Source organism: Roseomonas sp. CECT 9278, from assembly GCF_918698155.1.
Taxonomy (GTDB): domain Bacteria; phylum Pseudomonadota; class Alphaproteobacteria; order Acetobacterales; family Acetobacteraceae; genus Neoroseomonas.
Genome location: NZ_CAKKLX010000015.1, coordinates 90,323 through 103,526 on the forward strand (window position 1 = coordinate 90,323; position 13,204 = coordinate 103,526).

Consider the following 13,204-nt stretch of genomic DNA (forward strand, 5'->3'; position numbering starts at 1 on the left):
CATTGGGGTGGGTGCCCCCTTGCGCCGCGACGGCCGGGGCCAAACGGGTCTAGTGTCCCGGTTCCGAAGTCCGGCGGGCTTCGTCTTCGGGCCACCAGCCTTTGATTTCAGTGGCCTGCCTGGCCGCTGCGCGCGTGGGGAAACCCACGCGCGCAGCGGACAGGATACCAGGCTGCAGCCGAGGCAGGGACAGTGCATGGCCATCCGCAACGTGCTCTACATCATGTGCGACCAGCTGCGCTGGGATCATCTCGGCTGCGCCGGCCATCCCTTCCTGCGCACGCCCAACATCGATGCGCTGGGGGCGCGCGGCGTGCGCTTCGAACACGCCTACGTCCAGTCGGGCATCTGCGGGCCGTCGCGCATGAGCGCCTATACCGGGCGCTACGTGTCATCGCATGGCGCCACGCACAACCGCGTGCCGCTGTCGGTCGGCGAGGTCACGCTGGGCTGGCACCTGCGCGAGAGCGGCCGCACCTTGGCCCTGGCCGGCAAGACCCACATGCTGCCCGATGCGCGCGGCATGAAGCGCCTGCTGCTGGACGGCCAGGACGAGCTCGCGGTGCTGTTGCGCGAAGGCTGGTTCACCCCGGTGGATCGCCATGACGGCCACCATGCCGAGACCGACAGCGCCTATGCCGATTGGCTGCGCGCGCAGGGCTATGACAGCCGGGACCCCTGGACCGACTACGTCATCGCCGTGACGGACGAAGCCGGCGCCACGCAGAATGGCTGGAAGATGCGCAACGCCCGCCTGCCCGCGCGCGTCCAGGAACGGCACAGCGAGACCGCCTATACCACCGACCGCGCGATCGCCTTCATGGAGGCGCAGGGCGCTGACCCGTGGGTGCTGCACCTGTCGTATGTGAAGCCGCACTGGCCGTACATCGCGCCGGCGCCCTACCACGCGATGTATGCGCCGGAGCACTGCCTGCCGGTGGCGCGCCACCCGGCCGAGCGCGGCAACGCCGCCCACCCCATCCTGCGCGAATTCCAGGCCGAGGAGGTCGCGCAATCCTTCCAGCGGGACGATTGCATCGCGACGGTGCGGCCCGCCTATCAGGGGCTGATCGCGCAGCTGGACCATCATCTGGGGCGTGTCTGGGCGGCGCTGGAGCGGCTGGGCCGGCGCGACGACACGCTGGTCGTCTTCACCTCCGACCATGGCGACTACCTGGGCGACCACTGGCTGGGCGAGAAGGAGCTGTTCCACGACTGCATCCAGCGCGTGCCGATGATCGTCGCCGATCCGTCGCGCGATGCCGACGGCACGCGCGGCACCGTCGACACGCGCTTCGTCGAGGCGATCGACGTGGTGCCCACCATCCTGGATGCGCTGGACCTCGATGCGGCGGAGCACCTGGTCGAGGGGCGGTCGCTGCTGCCGCTGCTGCGGGGTGTCGCGCCGGGTGGGCGCGCGGGAGATGTCGCGCCGGGTGAGCGCGCGGGAGATGTCGCGCCGGCGGCGCGCGCGGGAGACGGGGCGCCCGCCTGGCGCGACGCCGTCTTCAGCGAGCTGGACTGGACCTTCCGTGGCGTGCGGCGTCGCCTCGGCCTCAAGACCGGCCAGCATCACGCCTGGATGGTGCGCACCGAGCGCTGGAAATACGTCCATTGGACGGATGGCTTCCGGCCGATGCTGTTCGACCTGGCTGCCGATCCGCAGGAATTCCACGACCTCGGCGCCGACCCGGCGCTGGAGGGCGTGCGCGAGGCGCTGCGCGAGCGCCTGCTGGCCTGGTTCACCGGCCTGAAGCGCCGCACCACCCTGAGCTGGGCGGAGGCGGAATTGCGCACCGACCGTCACAAGGCGGCCGGCGTGTTCTACGGCGAGTGGTAGCGCCCGCAGCCGTGCGCGATCGCGCGACCCGCGTCAGCGCGCGATGAAGCAATCCGGGCCGTCGATGGTCTCCTCCGGCAGGTCGGCGGCGAGGTCCTGCACCACCGCGGCCACCCATTCCTCGGCCGTGGTGCCGAGCGCGGCCGCGCGACGCGCGATCTCCTCGGCCAATTCGTCCGGCAATTCCACTCTCACTTCGGTCATCGACACTGGCTCCCGGTCCGCGACTCGACGCAGCATAGACTGCAATCCGTTTACGGCGCCTTTGCGACCTCGGCATGGGTGCTGCGTGCTGGGCGTGTGAAACCGGCGACATGCCGCACGGTCGCAGGCCGCCGATGATGCGGCCAGCTTGATGCGCCGTCGCGCCGGCCGGCAGCGGTCGGCATCACGCCGTCACGGCGCCTGCGGCACGACGGCCGCCGGAACGGGCCATGGCGCGACGGCGCGCCTGCGCCGCCGTCCGGCGCCGCGTCATTCCACGCCGATCGGATGGTAGTCGCGGCTGAACCAGATCAACCCGCGGGATGCCGCGCCGTGGCGCACCGCTTCCACCTCGCAGAACAGCACCGAATGGGTGCCGCGCTCGACCACCTCGGCGATGCGGCAGTCGAAGGCCACGGTGGCGCCATCAAGGCTCGGCGACCCGGTCTCGAGGATGCCCCAGGACGCGTGGGAGAACCGTTCCGCCATGTCGGCCTCGGCGCTGCGCCCGGCGAAGCGGCCCGACAGCGCCTCCTGCCCCGGCGCCAGGGTGTTCACGCACAGCACGCCATTGTCCTTGAACAGCCGGTTCTGCGGGCTGCCGCGGTTCAGGCAGACCAGCAGGGTCGGCGGGTCGTCGGTCACCGAGCACACCGCGCTGACCGTCAGCCCCCCCAGCCCCGCCGGGCCGTCGGTGGTCACGATGTTCACCGCCGAGCCCAGCCGGGCCATGGCGTCGCGGAAATCCTGTCGGGTCACGGTCATGCGGGCGATCCTGATGCAGCGGCCATCCTGACCGCCCCGCTGCCGCGCGAAAAGGGCGCCGGCCTCACGAGGACGGCTCGCAGGGGCCGAAGCGGATCGCGTCGATCCGCGCCTCGACACGGCTGCCGGTGTCGTCGGAATCGACGGAGATCGCGATCTTGTCAACCGGCGGCGCCTGGCCCCCGAAGGTCTCGCGCCACAGCGCCCGCAGGTCGACGCGTTCTTCCTTCCACACGCCGCGCCGTGCCTCGGCGGCGCGCAGCACGAACACGCGCCCGAGGCCGGCCATGTAGGGGCTCTCGAAGCCGCGCGGCTCCTCCCCCGTGCCGCCCCAGACGAAGACCAGCGCGGCGCGCGGCAGGGGGCGCCCGCCGGCATTGGCCTGTGCCACGGCATGCTGGGTGCGTTGCCACGCACTGGACCGCGCCGGCCAGCCGGCGAAGCCGATGGTCACCGCGAGGGCACGGTCGTCGCCGCCGCGGCGGTCGAGCCGCGTGGCCGGCGGGCCGTGGTCGACGCGCCAGCGCCACGACACGCATTCCGCCGCGCGCCGTTCATGCCGCCAGACGAAGCCGCCCTGCCCGCGCGCCGAGATCGCCACCGCCTCCGCGCCCGCCGGGGTCAGTTGCGCGCGCGGGATGCCCGACCAGCCGCCGTCCTGCCAGGCAGGGGCCGTGGCACCAGGCGCCGGCGGGCCGGCGGCGCCGAGGATGCCCAGGGCCAGCACGGCGCCGACCCGGCCCAGCCACGCCGCCCGGCCGCGCGGGCATGGGTGCGCCGGCGCCTGCGGGACGCTGCGATGGGGCGGGGCTGGCGCCGGCATCCGCGCCGCGTCGTTCAGCGCTTCACGACGCCGCCGCCGCCGCCGAAGTTGCCGCCGCCGCCGAAATTCCCCGGGCCGAGGTTGCCGCCGCCCAGATTGCCGCCGCCACCGCCCGCACCGACCATGCCCCGGTTGCGATAGGCCGAGGTCACCGCCTCGACCAGCGGGCCGCTGTCGTTGTTCTGGTCGGTGACCCAGGCGAAGACCACGGCGATGCCGCTGCCGGAGATGCAGCGCACCGTCAGCGCTTCCTCGCCGCGCCAGCCGAAGATGGTCTGGCGGTCCTGCGAGATGCTGGCGCGGAAGCCCGCGCCCTCGACCGCGCGCGAGCCGATCGCCAGGCATTCCTCCTGGTTGTTGGAGGGCAGCTGCGTCCAGGCGGTCGAGACCGAGGACGCCATGGCAGGCGTGGCGGCCAGGCCCAGCGCGATGGCGGCCATGCGGATCGGGGTGCGGATCATGGAAACCTCCTGGCGGGTTCGTTGTCGACGTCGGGTAAGATGGTGCTGTCGATGACGTTCGCCGGCCCTGCCGACGAATGGAAGGGATATAAGCAGGCCAACCACCGCGCTGGCCCGTGACCGGATGACGACGCCTGCGGGATGTCGGGGCCGCCACACTACCGCATCATCGTGGCAGGTCGACCGCCATGTCGGCACTGCAGCGCTTCAGTCGCGGGTGGCCCCGGGCCCACCCGCGGCAAGCCGCTGCCCGGGCGTGGCGCGATACAGCAGGTGGCGGCGCAGCGGGTGGCCCGCGGGCAGGCGCGGATGGTCGAATTCGCCATCCGCCCGCATGCCGAGCCGCTCCATCAGGCGCCACGACGCAGCATTGCCCGGCACGGTGAAGGCGACCACCTCCGCCAGGCCCAGCGTGCCGAAGCCGAAGTCGAGCGCGGCGCGCGCCGCTTCCTCCGCGTGGCCGCGGCGGCGGAACCCGGGGGCGATGCGCCAGCCGATCTCGACCGCCGGCGTGAAGCGCGCCTGCCACGGGATGTTCATCAGGCCGACCACGCCCACGAAGGGCGCGCCGCCGCGTTCCTCGACCACCCAGAAGCCCCAGCCATGGGCCTCCATGTGGGTCTGCATCCGCTCGGCCCAGGCGTCGCTCTCGGCGCGTGTCATGGGGCTGGCGAAGTGGCGCATGCTCTGCGCATCGCCATTGATGGCGAATAGCGGGGCGAGGTCCTCCGGCCGCCAGGGACGGAGCAGGAGGCGCGCGGTCTGCAGGGTCGAGGTGTCCATGGGACCATGCACGCTAGGCCCGCGCGGGCGCGGCGCCGAGTGACGTGGATCACGCGGCACGGCATGGCGCGACCTGCCGGTGGCGCGGCCGCTGCCCAGCCCGGGCATGGCCGACGACCTGCGGGGCACGCCGGCGCCGCCAGCCGCCCGGTGTCACGCGCCCCCGCGCCGCAGCGGGCGGTTGCATCCGGCTGGGGTCCGCACGCCCGCGAACGCCGGTCGGATCAACGCCTCGGACCGCATGAAGATACGCGCGAAAACAACGCGCTAGACGCCTTGTAGCGCGCCAGGACGCGCGAAATCGGCTCTAGCCGCTGCCCCACCCCCCGGCGTAGGGTCCTGCGCCGGAGGACCCCACCCCATGCTGCTGCCATCCGTCGATGCCCTTGCCGCGCGCATTCCCGATGGCGCGCTGGTGGCGATCCCGCCGGACAACTCCCTGCCCTCGGTCGCCATCGCGATGGCGCTGATCCGGCGCGGGGCGCGCGGCCTGCGGCTGCTCGGCGTGCCGGTCTCGGGCTTCGCGACCGATATCCTGATCGGCGCGGGCTGCGTGGCGGAGGTCGAGACCTCCGCGGTCTCGCTCGGCGAGGCAGGCTTCGCGCCGCGCTTCTCGGCGGCGCTGAGGGCGGGCGCGATCACGGTGCGCGACGCCACCTGCCCGGCCATCCACACCATGCTCCAGGCCGCCGAGAAGGGCGTGCCCTTCATGCCGCTGCGCGGGCTGATCGGCTCCGACATCCTGGCCAACCGGCCGGACTGGAAGGTGATGCCGAACCCCTTCGCCCAGGACGGCGCCGACCCGATCGTGCTGCTGCCGGCGAAGCAGCCGGACTTCGCTGTCTTCCACGCGGCGCTGGCGGATTCCGCGGGCAATGTCTGGCTCGGCCGGCGGCGCGAATGCGCCACCATCGCCCATGCCTCGAGGGCCGCGCTGGTGACGGTGGAGCGCGTGGTCGAGGGCAATTTCCTCGAGGATGAGCGGATGGCCGCGGGCGCCATCACCGCGACCTACATCGACGCCGTCGCGATCGCCGAGCGCGGCGCGCGCCCCGCGGCGCTGCTCGACGAATACGGCTTCGACGCCGCCTATGTCGCGGCCTATGCCCGCGCCGCCAAGACCGAGGAAGGCTTCCGCGCCTGGCTCGAGCGCGAGGTCTTCGCCACCGCGCGCAAGGCCGCCGCGGCATGAGCGCGCCGGATCGCGACATCGCGCCCGAGGAACGCATCATCGCCGCCCTGGCGCGGCTGATCCTCGACCCCTCGGCGCCGCCGGCGCGCCACATCGCGGTGGGCGCGGCATCCCCCATGCCCGCGGCCGCCTGCTGGCTGGTCAAGCTGATGGGCCACGACGTGCGGCTTTCCCTGCTGCACAAGCGGTCGGGCAATCCGTTCACCGAGGGCACGCGCGAGCTGTTCGACCTGACCGGCCAGGGGCGCATCGACCTGTTCTTCCTGGGCGGCGGGCAGATCGACGGCCAGGCCAACCTGAACCTGGTCGGCACCGGCGAATGGCCCGGCCGCGACGTGCGCTTCCCGGGGTCGTTCGGCTCGGCCTTCATGTACTTCATGACGCCGCGCACCATCCTGTTCCGCGAGGAGCATTCGCCCCGCGTGCTGGTCGACAGGGTGGACAACATCTCGGCCCCGGGCGTGTCGGCGCCGGGCGTGTTCCGTCGTGGCACGGCGCAGGCGCTGGTGACCGGACGCTGCGTGTTCCGCTTCCACCCGGACCGGGCGCGCTTCTCGCTGGCGAACCTGCATCCCGGCGAGACGGTGGAAAGCGTGCGCGAGGCCACCGGCTTCGCCTTCGACGCCGAAGATGAGATCCCCGCCACGCCCGACCCTACCGAGGCCGAACTCGCCCTGCTGCGCGGGCGCGTCTGCGACGAGATGGTCGAGACCTATCCGGAATTCTGCGCCCGCGTGTGGGGGCGCCGCGCCGCGGCGTGAACGATCCGGGCCTCGATGCGCTGGTGGCTTGGCTGGTGCTGCCGGCCAGCCTTGTGGTGATGGCGGTGTGCCTGGTGCTGTGGCGCGCCAGGCGCCACTGGGTGGTGGTGGACGGCGTGGTGCGCACCGCACCCGACCCGCGCGACCATGGCGGGTTGACCGAGATCGCGGTCACGGCGACCGGCGGCACCGAACGCCTGCTGCGCCTCCACGTGCCCGCCGCGCGCGGGCGCATCAAGGCCGGCCAGGTGGTGCGCCTCAGCCACCCGCCCGGCCAGCCGGAGGCGATGCAGCCCGGCACGCCGATGCCGCTGCTGTTCGGCGCCGTGGCGGGGGGGCTGATGGCGATGCTGGGGGCGTCGATGCTGCTCGGCATCTGATGGGCGATCGCGCGGCGGCGCGTCATGCCAGGCCGCGCGGCGGCGCCCGGCGCAGACGCACCATGCGCGTGCAAGGTTCGACAAAGCCCCGCGCCTGACGCATCTTCCGCGACGCGATCGGAGGACCGGCAACATGGACGACAACGCGGCACTCGGCGGCATGGCGGCGCTGTCCCCCGGCGCGCTGGCGGGGCTGCGCGTGGTGGATCTCACGCGCGTGCTGGGTGGCCCCTATTGCACCATGGTGCTGTCCGATCACGGCGCCGAGGTCATCAAGCTCGAACCCCCGCAGGGCGACGAGGTCCGCGACTGGGGCCCGCCCTTCAACAGCGATGGCGATGCCTCCTATTTCGTGGGCGTGAACCGCAACAAGCGCAGCGTCGGCCTCGACCTGTCGAAGCCGGCGGGGCGCGAGGTGCTGCTGCGCCTGCTCGAAGGCGCCGATGTCCTGGTCGAGAACTTCAAGCCGGGGTCGATGGAAAAGTGGGGCCTCGGCTACGAGGCCGTGCTGTCGAAGCGCTTCCCCCGCCTGATCCATTGCCGGGTGTCGGGCTTCGGCGCGGATGGGCCGCTCGGCGGCTTCCCCGGCTACGATGCGGTGCTGCAGGCGATGGTGGGCCTCATGTCCATCAACGGCACCGAGGATTCCGGCCCGACGCGCCTGGGCAACCCGATCGTGGACATCGCGACCGGCCTGTTCAGCACCATCGCCATCCTGATGGCGCTGCACGAACGGACCGCATCGGGCCGCGGCCAGTATTGCGACATGACGCTGCATGATTGCGGCATGGCGCTGCTGCACCCGCATGCCGCCAATTTCTTCCTGTCCGGCAAGCGGCCCATGGCGACCGGCAACCCGCACCCGAACCTGGCACCCTATTCCAAGTTCACCACGCGCACCTGCGAGATCTTCGTCGCCGCCGGCAACGACCCGGCCTTCCGCAAGTTCTGCGATTTCCTCGGCATCCCGGAGGTGGCGAAGGACCCGCGCTTCGCGACCAACGGCGAGCGCGTGGTCAACAAGGCCGCGCTGACCGAGGTGCTGAACACCCGCTTCGCGAACGAGGACGGGCATGACCTCACGCGCCGCATGCTGGCCGCCGGCCTGCCTGCCGGGCCGGTGCTGCATGTCGATGAAGCGATGGCCGCGGAGCACACGGCGTTCCGCAACATGGTGGCGCAGATCGGCGAGTTCCGCGCGCTGAACACGCCGATCAAGCTGTCGCGCACGCCGGGCGGTGCGCGCAGCGCGCCGCCGCGCTTCAACCAGCACGGGCGGGATGTGCTGATGGCGCGGGGGTTCAGCGAGGCGGAGATTGCGGCGCTGGAGAATGATGGGGTGATCGTGGGCGCGCGGCGAAAATGAGCGACGGCGCCGCCGCGATCCAGGTGGTTCCGGCGATCGAGGACCCCCGTCGGGTCGACGCACTTTTTCAGGCGTTCGAACGTGCCTGCGCCGCATCACTGAATACACGGTACACGCCGCCCCCCATGCCGCTGGACGATGTCACGGACGAGTGCGCTTTCCGATTCAAGTTGGCCGGGATCGACTTGAACATACGACTCGACGAGTATTCGACCGGGCGCTGGACGCTCAACCCGAACCAGCAGGCTGCCTTCGCGCAGGGCTCGAATGGGCCGGTGTTGTTGCGGCAATGGTATGCCAGACGGAGGCCTGCGCCGCTCTCCCGCGCGGAGGTGGCGCAGGTCACGAGCATCCTGCCGCTGCGCGTTCGCGCGGCCTTGCCGCGCGCCGCAGAGGCGTGGCACCGGCTCTATATTTTGGTCGCCGACCTCAGCCACAGCCAAGCGGAGATCGCCGCCAGAACCCAGGAGGCAATTGACCTCCTACGGCGCGCCAACGAGATTTTCGGAACGCCCGATCAGTAGATCGGGCGTCCAGCCCCGGCCTTCTACGGCGTCCGCCGCGACAGGCTCACCGCATAGGCCGCCGCGCGCGCCTGCAGCACCGGGTCGTCGCTCATCTCGATCCCCGGCGCCTGGTCCAGGATCATGAAGCTGATCGGATCGCACGGCCCGCCCGGCCCGGCCGCGACGGACGTCACCACCAGGCGCCCCACCACCGTGCGGGGCCGGTCCTCCGGCCAGGCGACGGTCGGGTTCAGCACGTCGTCGCCCTGGCCGGGAAACTGCAGCACCATGTCGAACTCCACCGGCCCGGCGGCGATGCGCCGGCGCAGTTCGTCGGCCAGGAAGTTCGGCCCCATCGACTGCATCTGCGCCTCGGTCAGGCGCTCGACTCCCGCGCGGGGTTCGAACACCCAGCGTGCCGGGCGCACCTGGCCGTCCTGGCCGCGGAACAGGAAGGTGTTCACGCCCCAATAGGGCGTGGTGGCCCAGCTCGCCGGCGGATTGTTGGCCGCCAGGTAGCGGCCCTGGTTGCCCACGGTCGGGTTGGCCGCGACATAGGCCGCATAGGCCGCCGCCCGCTCGGGGTTCGGCCGGCCCGTCGCCGGGTCGTTGGCGCGCGACAGCAGCCCGTCCACCAGCGCCTGCGGGGTATTCGCGCCGAAGACCGGGGCGGAGATGTTCGCCATCTCGAACAGGTCGCCGGTCGGGCTCTCGAAGCGGATCGACAGCCCGCGCGTGCCGCGTGCGCTGTCGGACGCATTCGGGTTCGCGCCGGCCACGCCGAATCGGATCAGCGCGGCATTGCGCTGCCCGCTGAACACCGGCGCCACCGACAGCCGGGTGCCATCGGGCGTGGCGGTGAAATGCCTGGCGGCGCAGGTGCCCTTGGGATGGCTCGGGCGATAGGTGCGGACGGGGCCGAGCACCGCCTCGAAGGCATTGACGATGGTGTCGGGGTCCGGCTGGGCCGGCGCCGGCGTGGCGGTGCCGAGCAGCGCCGCCAGCGCGACGCCCCCCGCACGCAGGGCGAAGGACGGGAGGGATCTGGTCATGGTCCTGGACACTCCATGGCGTGGGGCGGGACAGCCGTTTCGCGAGCCTGGCATCGCCGGCGGCTTGCCAGGAAGATGTTCGTCGCCCGCCCCACCGCGGTTACGGCGCCGGCCGGGCGAAGCGCGCGACCAGCGCCGCCTGCGCCGGCGTCTCGACCGCCGCCGGGTCGTAGGTGGCGCGCACCCAGGCGACCGGATCGTCGATCCCGGTCATGACGCCGAGGCAGGCCAGCGCCATCCCGGTCCGCCCCAGCCCGGCGCGGCACCCGACATGATAGGCACCGCCGGGCTCGGCACGCATGGCCGCCAGCATGGCCTCCAGAACGGCGCGCAGCGCGGTGTCCTCGGGCACCCCGAAATCGGGGATGTCGAGGCGCCAGGCGGCCTCCGCCACCCGCGCCGCGCGCGGTTCCAGGCACAGCCCGCGGGCGCCGGCGGGCAGCGTGTCGAAGGGGCCGCCGGAGACGCGCACGCGGCGTCCATCGACCAGCAGCATGATCGCACCGCGCGGCGCCGCCGGCTCCGGCGCGCCGCTCATGCCCCGTCCGGCGTGAAGCGCAACGTCGCCTCCAGCCCGTCGGGCGCGTAGTGGCGGACCACGTCGCCCGGGATCGAATCCGACGAGAAGGCAGTGCCGACCAGGTAGGTGCCGAAGCCCTCATGCGTCGGCGCGGCCGGGATCGGCGGCCCGCCGCGTTCGACCCAGCGCAGCGCCACGCGCCCGCCGGCCTGGCGATGCCAGTCGATCGACACCGTGCCGCCAGGCACCGACAGCGCGCCGTACTTCGCCGCATTGGTGGCCAGTTCGTGCAGCGCGTAGTTCAGGCCCAGCACCTGGGTCGGCGACAGCATCGGGATCTCCCCGGCATGGGGCGCGACGACGATGCCGCCGCCCTCGCCCTGCCAGGGCGCCAACGCCACCGTGATCACCGCATCGAGCGGGGCGCTGCTCCAGGCGGCCTCGGTCAGCAGGCCATGCGCGCGCGCCAGGCTGCGCAGCCTTTCGCCGAAGGTGTCGATGAAGCCCTCGCCGCGTGTCCCGGCCCAGGTCTGGCTGGCGATGCCCTGCACTGTCGCGATCACGTTCTTCACGCGGTGCTGCAACTCATGGACCAGCACGGCGCGCTCGGCCTCGGCGCGGCGGCGCTCGGTGACATCCTGCAGCAGCAGGATCAGCGTCGGCGGTGTATCGCGATGGCGGTCGGCGCGCGCCATGGCCAGCCAGGACCGCGCATCGCCCGCGCTGGCGTCGCCATCCAGCACGCAATCGACCAGCTGCCCCGGCCGCGTGAGCGCCCCGCGCAGCAGCGCCGCGAGGCCGGGCACCAGCGCGGCCGGCATGAACTGCGCCATCGGCCGCCCGGCGGGATCGGCCGCCGGGTGCCCGGCGATCGCCGCCAGGGTACCGTTCGCCACCAGGAAGCGCAGCTGCGGGTCGAGCATCGCGATCCCAAGCGGCGCGGTGTCGTAGATGGCGCGCACGCAGGAATCCGCCTCGGCCTCCGCCGCCCGGGCGGACCGCCAGGCACTCAGCCCGGCGGCGAAGGCGATGCACAGGAAGGCGCCCACTCCGGCGCCGCCGCCGATCAGCACCTGGCGCGCCGCCTGCAATTCGCGCGCGGCACGTTCGTCGGCGATGCGATGGGTCACGGCCACGGCGTCGCGCACGCGATCCATCGCGGCCCGGCCGTCGCCCGCCAGCACCCGGGCCACCGCGGCGTCGGCCCCGGATTCGCGGAAGGCGCGGATCGTGATGGCCAGCTCGACGCGCTTCTCGGCGGTGGCGTCGATGATGGACTGCAGCACGGGGCGCAGCGGCCCGTCGACCGGCCGCCTGTCCAGCACCGCCACGACCGCGGCAACGGCCGGGGTCAGCCGTGCCTCGGCCCGGATATAGGGCAGCAGGTAGTCCTCCTGCCCGGTCAGCAGGTAGCCGCGCTGGCCTGTCTCGGCATCGAGCAGCGTGGCCAGCAGGGCATCCGCGGTCGCGGTGGCGCTGCGCAGTTGCTCCGCCTCGGTCGCCCAGGTGATGATGCGCGGCACGCCGAAGCCGATCAGCAGCGTCGCCGCCAGCAGCGCCAGTGCCGACAGCCGCCAGGCCCGGCGCCCGGGATCGACGGTGCGAAGCGCGGCCTCGGTGTCCTCCGCGGCCGGGAAGTCAGCCGCTGGCGCCATGGCCCCCCGTGCTCACGACCACCGGTTCGATCATGCTCTCGGCCTCGCGCTTCAGCCGCAGGTAGGAACGTACGGAAAACGGGATCATGCCGAGGTAGATCACCCCAGCCGTGGCCAGCGCCGCCCAGGGTTCGGCCAGCAGCAGCGCCACGAACAGGCCGGTGCCCAGCAGCAGCGGCAGGACGTATTCGCGCGGGATCTTGAAGTTCTTGAAGGACCAGGTCGGGATGGTGCTGACCAGCAGCCCGGCCACCAGCACCAGGACCACGCCGACGAAGGCCGGGTGGCGCACCGCGCCGCCCATCACCGGCCAGTCCATCTGGTTCAGCCACAGCCCCAGGAACAGCGGGAACAGGACGCAGCCCGCCCCCGCCGGCGCCGGCACGCCGGTGAAGAAGTTGTAAGCATAGGCCGGCTTCACCCCCGGCCCGAGGTCGAGCGTGGCATTGAACCGCGCCAGGCGCAGCGCCATGCACACTGCGAACAGCAGGCAGGGCGCGAAGCCCAGCGCGCGGTAGTCCTGCATGGTCCAGAAATACAGGATCAGCCCGGGTGCCACCCCGAAGCACAGGAAATCCGACAGGCTGTCGAATTCCGCCCCGAAGCGCGATGTCGCCTTCAGCAGCCGCGCCAGCCGCCCGTCGAGCCCGTCGATGACGGCGGCCACCACGATCAGCGTGGCGGCCTGGTCGAAGCGGCCTTCGAAGGCGAAGCGGATCGCCACCAGCCCGCAGCACAGGCCGAGCATGGTCAGGATGTTCGGGATCAGCCGGTTGAAGGACAGCCCGTCGAAGCGCGGGCGGGTGCGCGGCCGCAGGCGGCGGCGCAGGCGGCGCACGCGGCCCGGGTCGCTCATCGCGCGCCGCCGGCGCCGCGGCGGCGGTGCGGGGTTCGGC

At 72.4% G+C, this 13,204-nt stretch carries 15 protein-coding genes; 6 read left to right on the plus strand and 9 right to left on the minus strand.

Features of this window, described 5'->3' with window-relative positions:
• Positions 1 to 196 precede the first annotated feature (196 nt).
• Complete coding sequence (locus LQ222_RS12345; protein ID WP_230166747.1) at positions 197 to 1,840, plus strand: sulfatase-like hydrolase/transferase; 1,644 nt, start codon at positions 197 to 199, stop codon at positions 1,838 to 1,840.
• A 33-nt stretch (positions 1,841 to 1,873) separates the two neighbouring features.
• On the opposite strand, the gene LQ222_RS12350 is transcribed toward LQ222_RS12345, so the two are convergent.
• The 5 genes from LQ222_RS12350 to LQ222_RS12370 form a co-directional block, all read right to left on the minus strand.
• On the minus strand, positions 1,874 to 2,044 hold the full coding sequence (locus LQ222_RS12350) for a hypothetical protein (RefSeq protein ID WP_230166748.1): 171 nt from the start codon (positions 2,042 to 2,044) through the stop codon (positions 1,874 to 1,876).
• A 270-nt stretch (positions 2,045 to 2,314) separates the two neighbouring features.
• A complete protein-coding gene (locus LQ222_RS12355) occupies positions 2,315 to 2,809 on the minus strand; it encodes a flavin reductase (protein WP_230166749.1) in 495 nt (164 codons plus the stop codon).
• A 64-nt stretch (positions 2,810 to 2,873) separates the two neighbouring features.
• Complete coding sequence (locus tag LQ222_RS12360) at positions 2,874 to 3,536, minus strand: DUF3047 domain-containing protein (protein WP_230166750.1); 663 nt, start codon at positions 3,534 to 3,536, stop codon at positions 2,874 to 2,876.
• A gap of 110 nt (positions 3,537 to 3,646) precedes the next feature.
• Positions 3,647 to 4,093, minus strand: coding sequence for a hypothetical protein (locus LQ222_RS12365; RefSeq protein WP_230166752.1), 447 nt, complete (start codon positions 4,091 to 4,093; stop codon positions 3,647 to 3,649).
• Positions 4,094 to 4,300: 207 nt separating this feature from the next.
• Entirely contained in the window at positions 4,301 to 4,876 is a 576-nt protein-coding gene (locus LQ222_RS12370) for a GNAT family N-acetyltransferase (RefSeq protein WP_230166754.1), read from the minus strand.
• Positions 4,877 to 5,237: 361 nt separating this feature from the next.
• On the opposite strand from LQ222_RS12370, the gene LQ222_RS12375 reads away from it, so the two are divergent.
• From LQ222_RS12375 to LQ222_RS12395, 5 genes are all read left to right on the plus strand, one after another.
• On the plus strand, positions 5,238 to 6,068 hold the full coding sequence (locus LQ222_RS12375) for a CoA transferase subunit A (protein WP_230166755.1): 831 nt from the start codon (positions 5,238 to 5,240) through the stop codon (positions 6,066 to 6,068).
• On the plus strand, positions 6,065 to 6,829 hold the full coding sequence (locus LQ222_RS12380) for a CoA-transferase (protein ID WP_230166757.1): 765 nt from the start codon (positions 6,065 to 6,067) through the stop codon (positions 6,827 to 6,829). The genes LQ222_RS12375 and LQ222_RS12380 overlap by 4 nt, the downstream gene beginning before the upstream one ends.
• On the plus strand, positions 6,826 to 7,209 hold the full coding sequence (locus tag LQ222_RS12385; RefSeq protein WP_230166758.1) for a hypothetical protein: 384 nt from the start codon (positions 6,826 to 6,828) through the stop codon (positions 7,207 to 7,209). Before LQ222_RS12380 ends, LQ222_RS12385 begins: the two co-directional genes overlap by 4 nt.
• Positions 7,210 to 7,342: 133 nt before the next feature.
• Positions 7,343 to 8,575 (plus strand): CaiB/BaiF CoA-transferase family protein, encoded by a 1,233-nt coding sequence (locus LQ222_RS12390; RefSeq protein WP_230166759.1) that lies wholly within the window; start codon positions 7,343 to 7,345, stop codon positions 8,573 to 8,575.
• Positions 8,572 to 9,099, plus strand: coding sequence for a hypothetical protein (locus tag LQ222_RS12395; protein WP_230166762.1), 528 nt, complete (start codon positions 8,572 to 8,574; stop codon positions 9,097 to 9,099). Before LQ222_RS12390 ends, LQ222_RS12395 begins: the two co-directional genes overlap by 4 nt.
• Before the next feature lie 23 nt (positions 9,100 to 9,122).
• Here LQ222_RS12395 and LQ222_RS12400 read toward each other — a convergent pair whose 3' ends face one another.
• The 4 genes from LQ222_RS12400 to pssA all read right to left on the minus strand — a co-directional run bounded on the left by LQ222_RS12400 (position 9,123) and on the right by pssA (position 13,164).
• Positions 9,123 to 10,133 (minus strand): catalase family peroxidase, encoded by a 1,011-nt coding sequence (locus tag LQ222_RS12400; protein ID WP_230166763.1) that lies wholly within the window; start codon positions 10,131 to 10,133, stop codon positions 9,123 to 9,125.
• 100 nt (positions 10,134 to 10,233) lie between these two features.
• A complete protein-coding gene (locus tag LQ222_RS12405; protein WP_230166764.1) occupies positions 10,234 to 10,671 on the minus strand; it encodes a hypothetical protein in 438 nt (145 codons plus the stop codon).
• Positions 10,668 to 12,308 carry a CHASE3 domain-containing protein gene (locus tag LQ222_RS12410; protein ID WP_230166765.1) on the minus strand — a complete coding sequence of 547 codons (1,641 nt, stop codon included), beginning with the start codon at positions 12,306 to 12,308 and terminating at the stop codon, positions 10,668 to 10,670. The genes LQ222_RS12405 and LQ222_RS12410 overlap by 4 nt, the downstream gene beginning before the upstream one ends.
• Positions 12,292 to 13,164 (minus strand): CDP-diacylglycerol--serine O-phosphatidyltransferase, encoded by an 873-nt coding sequence (gene pssA / locus LQ222_RS12415; RefSeq protein WP_230166767.1) that lies wholly within the window; start codon positions 13,162 to 13,164, stop codon positions 12,292 to 12,294. Before pssA ends, LQ222_RS12410 begins: the two co-directional genes overlap by 17 nt.
• Between the last annotated feature and the right edge of the window lie 40 nt (positions 13,165 to 13,204).

Coding starts and splice junctions, on each gene's coding strand:
- LQ222_RS12345 (WP_230166747.1), top strand. CDS start 197: ATGGCCATCCGCAACGTGCTCTACATCATGTGCGACCAGCTGCGCTGG.
- LQ222_RS12350 (WP_230166748.1), bottom strand. CDS start 2,044: ATGACCGAAGTGAGAGTGGAATTGCCGGACGAATTGGCCGAGGAGATC.
- LQ222_RS12355 (WP_230166749.1), bottom strand. CDS start 2,809: ATGACCGTGACCCGACAGGATTTCCGCGACGCCATGGCCCGGCTGGGC.
- LQ222_RS12365 (WP_230166752.1), bottom strand. CDS start 4,093: ATGATCCGCACCCCGATCCGCATGGCCGCCATCGCGCTGGGCCTGGCC.
- LQ222_RS12370 (WP_230166754.1), bottom strand. CDS start 4,876: ATGGACACCTCGACCCTGCAGACCGCGCGCCTCCTGCTCCGTCCCTGG.
- LQ222_RS12375 (WP_230166755.1), top strand. CDS start 5,238: ATGCTGCTGCCATCCGTCGATGCCCTTGCCGCGCGCATTCCCGATGGC.
- LQ222_RS12380 (WP_230166757.1), top strand. CDS start 6,065: ATGAGCGCGCCGGATCGCGACATCGCGCCCGAGGAACGCATCATCGCC.
- LQ222_RS12390 (WP_230166759.1), top strand. CDS start 7,343: ATGGACGACAACGCGGCACTCGGCGGCATGGCGGCGCTGTCCCCCGGC.
- LQ222_RS12395 (WP_230166762.1), top strand. CDS start 8,572: ATGAGCGACGGCGCCGCCGCGATCCAGGTGGTTCCGGCGATCGAGGAC.
- LQ222_RS12400 (WP_230166763.1), bottom strand. CDS start 10,133: ATGACCAGATCCCTCCCGTCCTTCGCCCTGCGTGCGGGGGGCGTCGCG.
- LQ222_RS12405 (WP_230166764.1), bottom strand. CDS start 10,671: ATGAGCGGCGCGCCGGAGCCGGCGGCGCCGCGCGGTGCGATCATGCTG.
- LQ222_RS12410 (WP_230166765.1), bottom strand. CDS start 12,308: ATGGCGCCAGCGGCTGACTTCCCGGCCGCGGAGGACACCGAGGCCGCG.
- pssA (WP_230166767.1), bottom strand. CDS start 13,164: ATGAGCGACCCGGGCCGCGTGCGCCGCCTGCGCCGCCGCCTGCGGCCG.